At 57.2% G+C, this 7,122-nt stretch carries 8 protein-coding genes and 2 pseudogenes; 3 read left to right on the forward strand and 7 right to left on the reverse strand.

Going from position 1 to position 7,122, the window contains the following annotated elements; translation table 11 throughout:
* Positions 1-616: 616 nt before the first annotated feature.
* The 3 genes from ACWGTI_RS31830 to ACWGTI_RS31840 all read left to right on the forward strand — a co-directional run bounded on the left by ACWGTI_RS31830 (position 617) and on the right by ACWGTI_RS31840 (position 2,640).
* Positions 617-877, forward strand: coding sequence for a hypothetical protein (locus tag ACWGTI_RS31830; RefSeq protein WP_454590601.1), 261 nt, complete (start codon positions 617-619; stop codon positions 875-877).
* Positions 781-2,328: an acyltransferase family protein gene (locus ACWGTI_RS31835; protein WP_454590595.1), complete on the forward strand. Its 1,548-nt coding sequence runs from the start codon at positions 781-783 to the stop codon at positions 2,326-2,328. The genes ACWGTI_RS31830 and ACWGTI_RS31835 overlap by 97 nt, the downstream gene beginning before the upstream one ends.
* A gap of 93 nt (positions 2,329-2,421) precedes the next feature.
* Positions 2,422-2,640, forward strand: coding sequence for a transposase (locus tag ACWGTI_RS31840; RefSeq protein ID WP_454578871.1), 219 nt, complete (start codon positions 2,422-2,424; stop codon positions 2,638-2,640).
* A 141-nt stretch (positions 2,641-2,781) separates the two neighbouring features.
* Here ACWGTI_RS31840 and ACWGTI_RS31845 read toward each other — a convergent pair whose 3' ends face one another.
* The 7 genes and pseudogenes from ACWGTI_RS31845 to ACWGTI_RS31875 form a co-directional block, all read right to left on the reverse strand.
* Entirely contained in the window at positions 2,782-3,036 is a 255-nt protein-coding gene (locus ACWGTI_RS31845) for an exopolysaccharide production repressor protein (RefSeq protein ID WP_454590599.1), read from the reverse strand.
* A gap of 196 nt (positions 3,037-3,232) precedes the next feature.
* A complete protein-coding gene (locus ACWGTI_RS31850) occupies positions 3,233-3,922 on the reverse strand; it encodes a response regulator (protein ID WP_454590596.1) in 690 nt (229 codons plus the stop codon).
* A 469-nt stretch (positions 3,923-4,391) separates the two neighbouring features.
* Positions 4,392-4,646: an exopolysaccharide production repressor protein gene (locus tag ACWGTI_RS31855; protein WP_454590600.1), complete on the reverse strand. Its 255-nt coding sequence runs from the start codon at positions 4,644-4,646 to the stop codon at positions 4,392-4,394.
* A 38-nt stretch (positions 4,647-4,684) separates the two neighbouring features.
* A complete protein-coding gene (locus tag ACWGTI_RS31860) occupies positions 4,685-4,840 on the reverse strand; it encodes a 4Fe-4S binding protein (protein ID WP_454590597.1) in 156 nt (51 codons plus the stop codon).
* Positions 4,837-5,076, reverse strand: a complete 240-nt coding sequence (locus ACWGTI_RS31865; RefSeq protein ID WP_454590598.1) for a CCE_0567 family metalloprotein — start codon at positions 5,074-5,076, stop codon at positions 4,837-4,839. The genes ACWGTI_RS31860 and ACWGTI_RS31865 overlap by 4 nt, the downstream gene beginning before the upstream one ends.
* 399 nt (positions 5,077-5,475) lie before the next feature.
* A pseudogene (gene nadA, locus ACWGTI_RS31870) lies at positions 5,476-5,885 on the reverse strand (quinolinate synthase NadA); the annotation flags it as partial.
* Between the two features lie 27 nt (positions 5,886-5,912).
* Positions 5,913-6,869, reverse strand: a pseudogene (locus ACWGTI_RS31875) (NUDIX hydrolase).
* Positions 6,870-7,122: the final 253 nt, after the last annotated feature.

Here is a 7,122-nt window from a genome sequence, read left to right on the forward strand (position 1 = left end):
GCTGCCGGGTGACCTATTTCGCGCGCCAAAATGGCCGGTCACGCTTCAGTCAGCATGTTGATCGAAGCGTCCAGCTTTTGGAAGATCCATCTCACCATCCACCCCGCGCTTGAGACCGCCGCGCGTCGAACGCCATCCATAATATGGATGTATTCTATCAAAACAATCGATTTTACAAATTCATCGCCCTATACAAGTAGATCGTGGCCAGCAGGAGCGGCTCAGAAAGAACGTTGATCGGCTGCAGAGGAAACGAACTTGGGAATGCAATACTACGGAGGATAGTTATCGCAAAATAGCACGATTTAGATCTCTTCTGCCGAAAGTCACAGATTAATCCAACTCTGCTAAGTTTTCAGTTAATCGGATAATATCAAGAATTTATCATACTTTATACACAACAAGACTTTCGAATGGACATTAAAGCCTTTCGGGGCCTGGCCGTTTTGCTGGTCGTGGTCTATCATGCCCGCATTTGGCCATTCGCCGCGGGTTATCTCGGCGTTGATATTTTTTTGTGATTTCGGGCTTCCTGATCACCGGTCTCATCGTGACGCAGCTTGAGCAATCCCGGTTCAGCTTTTGAAAATTCTACTATCGGCGTGCGAAGCGTCTGTTGCCTGCAGCCTATGTCGTCATTGCGCTCACCACGATCGCTGCGCCGTTCTTCCTATTGGACGTGGGCTTGCAGGTGTTCCGGAACGAGGTTTTGGGGGCGCTTACACAGGCAATATCGTTCTCTGGTTCGGGTGCGACTACTTCGGCGGCGCCGGCGAACGAATGCCGCTTCTGCATCTTTGGTCGCTCGCTGTTGAAGAACAGTATTATCTGCTGCTTCCTGCCTTCTTGGTATCAACTCCCAAGAGATGGCGGCTGACAGGGGTTAGATCGCTCCTCGTTGCCAGCCTAGCTCTATGTCTCTACCTGGCCCCTCGTGACCCATCCGCTTCATTTTACCTTATGCCGTCCCGATTTTGGGAAATGGCCATTGGTTCATTCGGGGCTTTGCTTCCCATCAGCCCTCGCTTGGCCGCCAATCTTTCGAAGCTGCGCCTCCCGGCGCTGGCACTTCTGCTGCTTATTCCCAGCGCCGCTATTGGCCAGCACCCGGTTGTGGATTCCGCTTTGGTTTGCTTAGCAACCCTGATCCTCCTGCTTGCGCCCAGCAGGGATAACGTGGCGGTTCGAGGCATGGCAAGGATAGGAGACGTCTCGTACTCGCTCTATCTGATCCATTGGCCCGTGCTTGTCTATGTGAAGGTTCTTTGGCTGGGAGAGGCTCCTGTCCTGGCGATCTATGCGGCAGTAGCTTTCTCATTTGTTGCGAGCTGGGCTCTCTATCGTTTCGTGGAGGAGCCTTTCCGGCGGGGGTTCGTCAAGTCGCGTCTGCGGCTAACCTGCGGGCTCGTCACTACATCGGTCCTTCTCGGCTTCTCGCCGTCAATCGCCATTGTCGAAGCCAAGAGCAACATTGATTTCGCCAAGATCCGGCAGATCAACTACGGCTTGGGAATGGGATGTGATTTCAGGTCCGGATCGCCTCCCCAGGAAATCCCGAAGAACTGCAAGACGACGGACAGGCCCGAATTGTTGGTCTGGGGCGATTCATTTGCCATGGCACTGGTGCCCGGCCTGGCCAAGACAGTCGGAGAAGCCGGACTGGCTCAGCTCACGATGAGCTCGTGCCTCCCCGCCATCGGAGTGGCGGCCTTCTTGAAGGGGTCAGCAGCGTCTCCTACTTATTCCCGTGTCTTCGGCGAGAACTGCATTCGCTTCAATGACAGTGTTTTGGGTATTTTGAAAAGTCGGCCGGAGATAAAGTCAGTTGTCATTTCGAGCCCGTTTGCCCTTCCTGTACCCACGGACTTCATGCTGCTTAAGAGGAGTAACGATACTTTCACGGAGGTTGAACCTTCTCTAGATGTAGCCGTTGAGGGCATTAAGGCTCTAGTCGAAGCCGTTCGCGCCTTGGGCAAACGAGTGGTTGTTGTTGCTCCTCCGCCAGTCGGAACCTTCGATGTCGGCGATTGCCTTGAGCGGAAGGCGCGGGGAAGGGTTATTCTCGGTCGCTACAGCGACTGCAGAATATATGTCAGCGAATACCGCCCGATCCGATCCCGCACTTTCGAGCTCTTGAACCAAGTGGCCTTAAAGGCTGACGTGGAGGTTATCTCCTACCAAGACTTTCTTTGCGACGACACAACATGCAAGACCGAGATCGACGGAAAATTTCTTTACCGAGACAGCGGTCACCTTTCCTATGAAGGATCAGAGATCGTCGCTCGCCAGACAAGACTTGTCGAGAGGCTGATGAGAGCGGCTCGCTAGTCTTACTGAGTCAGAAAGTCGCGGCTGTGGGGGGATTCGCGCTGGTCGCGGATTTGTTAGGGTGCGGCTTGGTGATCAGGGAAGAGCCCCGCCATGCCCGACTGGACAGCCGAGAGTGAAGCCGCGTTCGACGCCTATGTCGATGCTTTGATCGGGGTGATCGGCCACGCCGACCGAGCTGAGCCGCTGAAGGACTATTGCCTCGGACTTCTGATGCCGATTGAGCGCAAGAGCGTGGAGCCGTTGGCAGCCGTCACGGCGCCGTCGCGGGTGTCGGCCATGCGCGGCCTCATACCGACTTCGCTTGGGTAGAGGATGGGTGACGCCTGCCGCAGATTGTAGCCGCAGGCCAAGAGCACGCCGGAGCGTCCCTTTAACACGGCAAAGGGCCCTCTCGACCGCCACTCGGGCCAGCTTGTCCTTGGCCGTCGAAACGAGGCAAAAAAAGAAGGTTCATTCCTCGTTCTCCCGATAGGTTGGCGATTGGCGCCGACGTTCCTGGCAGCTGTCGAAATGATTAGCCTTTTGTGCAGATCTCCCAGCGCTGCTAGACCGCCACATCAGCAAGAGAACGCTTCCAAAATAACCTACCTGGAGAAGCACCGCAGAAGTGAGCGCCGTGCCGATGACCATTCGGATGGAACGCGAGACGAAATAGACAGCTAGAGCGTTGGAGGACACGACCAACGCCATGACATGGCAGAACATTCTGAGGGGCACTGAAGTTCTCCTGATTGATCCGGTAGCAGAGCGCTAACCGACCGAGAAATCGCTGTGAGGGTGCTGGGCTTGTGTGAGTCACCGAGCGGTTTCGGGCGAAAGAAATTAACGCCCTTGTTTCCTATCGCAGAGTGCTAACCAGATGAGCGGCGGCGAAGGCAATCGACCTGGCAGATTCGATTAGCTACCCGTCCGGGGGCCCGTCGTTCACTTCAAGGACATAACCGATCCCCCGGGCCGTCTTGATCGTTATCGTCGCGCGGGCTTGGCCCAAAATCCCGCGCAAGCGATAGATCCCGACTTCAAGCGCATTGCTGGAGACTTCGTCGTCGAAGGCGTAGAGGCTGTCCACCAGGAGCTCGCGCGGACACGTGCGACCCGCGCGGTTGAGCAGATGCTCAAGAATGCTTAGTTCGCGGCGCGGGATCTTTAGCGGCTGTCCAGCAACGGAAACCTGGCGGCCAATTGGATCGAATGTGAGATTGCCAAACGTGACAATGGGGTCGGCCACCTGCGTCGACCGCCGCAGAACGGCCCTTATTCGGGCAATGAGCTCATCCGTCGAGACCGGTCTACGCAAGAAGTCATCCGCGCCCCCGTTGAAAATCGAGATTCGCGTCTCGAGATCATCGAGGCTGCTCATTATGATAGCGGGAACCGAATGCCCCTGGCGCCTCAGTTGCCTTAGCCAATCCAACCCATCTCCATCCGGCAGGGCTAACTCGATCAGGAGAATTTCATAGCGTGCAACACCAAATGCAAGCGACGCGTCAGCGACAGTAGGCATCACATCAACGGTGAAACCGCGGTCCAAGAGCGCTCGTTGCATCACCTGGGTGAGCTTTGCATGGTGATCCACGAGTAGCGTTCGCATTTCGTGTCCTATCGGGAGGTCGCACGGGCAGCGTTGCTGGGCGCTGCTGACGGGTGGAGCATCCTTTGTACGGAAGGTATGCGCTCTCGGCGCACCTTTGCCGGCAAGCCACCCGATCGGTGAATTGCGGGCATTCGCAGCCTCATGCCGGCTTGGCCTGCGCCTAGACTCTCACCCGCTCCAGGTTGCAGCCGCAGGCCACGTCCACGCTGGCGGCCAAGTCGATGAAGCGCAGGCCGCGTAGGCCGGGGCGTATCTTGGACTTGGCAGGAGCCGCTGGACCACCCATGGTGGGCAGGCCAAAGAACTTTGCCGCCATGTTCTCTCCAACTGGGTTCGCTTGAGCTAAAACTGCTATGCACGAATCCTTCCAAAGGTCGTGTTCCAAAGAGAACCGTCCTAATTTCTAGCGCCTGCTCCGTCGTAGAAACGAAGCAACCCGCACACCGACGCGACGACATCCGAAGGTTCATTCCGCGCCCTCACGGCAGGGTGCCAACTGGCGCCGAACTTCCTGGTCGCCATCGAAATGCTTGGCCTTTTGTGCAGTGCTGCCCGGACGGGCAGACTGCCAGATCAGAAAGAGCACGCTTGCGAAATAGCCGGCCTGGAGAAAGAGCGCACAAGTGAGCGTCTTGACGATTGCCGATCCAATGGAATGCGAGGTGAGATAGACAGCTGCAGCATTGATGGACAGGACCAACGCCATGATGTGGCAAAACATTCTGAGTGGCACCGGCGTTCTCCTGTTTGTCAGGCAGATCAAGCTGCGGCGCTGCCGGCCACAAGATGGGTCTGGCAGCTCTTCGGACAGACGCGAGCGCAGGCTCCGCAGCCGATGCAGGTCGTGCCATCGATAAAGGTCAGATAGTCTGGCATCCATCTGGAGCCGTCGCGGGTAACGAACGGGCTGGTCATCGTGAATTCTCCCAGGCTGCGAGTTTCTCTCCTTGCCGTCCAACTCGGCAAAAAACGTCGAACGTTTTCTCCGCGACAGCCCTTATCCTGCGCCAGCCGACCGGGAGGTCCTTGGCAAGGTCGCGCAAGTCATCATCAAGGGACGCCGAAAAATAGCCACGTCTGCGATCTGAGTTCGCATCGGTTGCGTTCAGATTCATGGCTTCAATAGGCCAGCGCCCCGCCTTAGGCCGCATGCTCTAAGACGGCTAGCTTTCGAGAAGCTGACGAATCTCAAAGGAATCGGGGTAAGGGGAGTGCCTATGGATCAACGCCTTTTGGTGGAAGATGCTCTAACGAGCAGCCTATGATTCAGATCCTTCATAGGGCTAGGTGACCGCTGTCGCGGGAGAGAATTTGCCGTCGATCTCATTTGTGCATGGTGTGTCGTCGCAGAGAAAGTCGTGGTGAGAAATAACCGCTAGCCCATCCTTCAACGCCGCCACCGGTTCAAGTCACGCTCTTCTAGCGGCACATTGGACAATTCGGAAAGTTGATTGTTTGAAGAGTTGCGGTTGTAACCAAATTTAGTTCCTAACTTCGAGTAGTTTTCGCGCTCGTCCGCAGAGATTTCTCGGGCCACGCGACAAGGGTTAGGTGACAACTGGAACACCTGGGTAACGCTCCCGCAGCAGCCGCACGTCTGCGGGTGTGATTGAATGAGGACAGTCTTGTCCGGATGGAGAAGCTTCGCCGTCTCAGCCATGAAATGCACACCGGCGAGCACGATGACTTGCGCCTCGACCGTGATGGCCTTGCGGGCCAGCGCCAGGCTGTCGCCGACGATGTCGGCCACGCAGTGGAATATCTCGGGCGTCTGGTAATTGTGGGCGAGGACTACGGCGTCGCGCTCGCGCTTCAGCGCAAGGATAGCATCGATGTAAGCGGAAAAAGCCAGCCACTCGATCGGCGGAATCACGCGCCGGACGCGGTCGTATAAGGATGCGGCCGATGGCAACGCGGTGGTCGTACGTCCAATTATACTCGACCTGAATATAAGATTCATATTATTGCGGTGAGTATAAGCGGATTGTCAAGCCCGTGTTAGCGGCAATTTTGTCCCGGCGACGGCCCTCTCGTCGACAACCGCATGGCGGAAGCGATAAAGCTTAGCCGGTCGACCGCCCGTATCGGCGGTGGTCTCGCCGGTTTGCTCGACCAACTCCTGCTGTTCGATCAGCCGACGGAAGTTCGGCTTGTGGAGGAGCCTGCCCGCCAGGGCCTCCACGGTTTTCTGCAACTGAAGCAGACTGAAGACGGGCGGCATCAGTTCGAAGACCACGGGCCGGTACTTAATTTTGGAGCCCAGCCGCGCAATTCCGGTAGCCAGAATCCGGCGGTGATCGGCGATCATCGATTCACCTGCAACCGACGACAGAGTAACTGAAGACTGCCCGCCGGTCCCCTCTCCCACCATAGCTGCTTCGTAGAGCAGCTCATAGCGCTGGAGGGTCAGTTCCTCATTCCATGGCCGATCGTCGAAGCCGAAAGCAACCGCCGCCCGCTGCCGGCGTTCTCGGCGCGTCCCATTGTTCCCCTGCGCTGTCCGCCCCTTGAGCAGGTGCGTCGCAAAACCTTCGCGAGCACCGATGGAGTTCCTGAGCGGTGGTCCTCCCAGGGGAAATAGTCGTACCACATCTGCCAACGGCGCTTGGCCGACTGTGTTGCCTCCTCTTCTCGAGTGAGCGCGAGATAGCTGATCGAGATCACACGCTGCCCGGTGCCGACCCGGTCGCGATCGGCGAAGGTGTAGAGCTGCTCGATATAGCCCAGCGGCTGCCCTTTCTTCCACCCATGACCTGACTCCCGACTGAAGGGAACGATGGCCGAGTTCGAACGGACCGGAGGGCAGGGCGTTTGCCCGGCCGATTGTGAGAACCCGAGGCTCATGGTCATTCACAGCGACAACGACGGCGATCAGGTCCGCTTTGATGTCGTTCGCGTTGCACACCGGTCTGCGTTTCCTGATTGGCGTTGCGTGGTCGTCCATGTTGACTGCTGTAAATGAAGCGGTCTACAATCGATTTAAAGAGCGTGGACCACTCAGGCCCGCGCGTCAACAGCGCAGCCTGGCACCACCCCCCGGTTCACCCAATCAGTTTGGCCTACGGCAAACCGACATTACCGAGAAAACGCGGACGGCCACAGCCCAGGGCTCTCGCGCCCCAGGGCAATCGGGTGAGTTAACACGTGACATATGGCGCCAGTGCTGAATCTGTGAGTCCCCAATTGATTCGATTGGG

The organism is Mesorhizobium sp. ArgA1 (assembly GCF_053714375.1).

Bases quoted from the DNA above. Each gene is read 5' to 3' on its own strand.
- ACWGTI_RS31850 (WP_454590596.1), bottom strand. From the start codon at position 3,922: ATGCGAACGCTACTCGTGGATCACCATGCAAAGCTCACCCAGGTGATG.
- ACWGTI_RS31845 (WP_454590599.1), bottom strand. From the start codon at position 3,036: ATGTTCTGCCATGTCATGGCGTTGGTCGTGTCCTCCAACGCTCTAGCT.
- ACWGTI_RS31840 (WP_454578871.1), top strand. From the start codon at position 2,422: ATGCCCGACTGGACAGCCGAGAGTGAAGCCGCGTTCGACGCCTATGTC.
- ACWGTI_RS31855 (WP_454590600.1), bottom strand. From the start codon at position 4,646: ATGTTTTGCCACATCATGGCGTTGGTCCTGTCCATCAATGCTGCAGCT.
- ACWGTI_RS31865 (WP_454590598.1), bottom strand. From the start codon at position 5,076: ATGCGGCCTAAGGCGGGGCGCTGGCCTATTGAAGCCATGAATCTGAAC.
- ACWGTI_RS31860 (WP_454590597.1), bottom strand. From the start codon at position 4,840: ATGACCAGCCCGTTCGTTACCCGCGACGGCTCCAGATGGATGCCAGAC.
- ACWGTI_RS31835 (WP_454590595.1), top strand. From the start codon at position 781: ATGCCGCTTCTGCATCTTTGGTCGCTCGCTGTTGAAGAACAGTATTAT.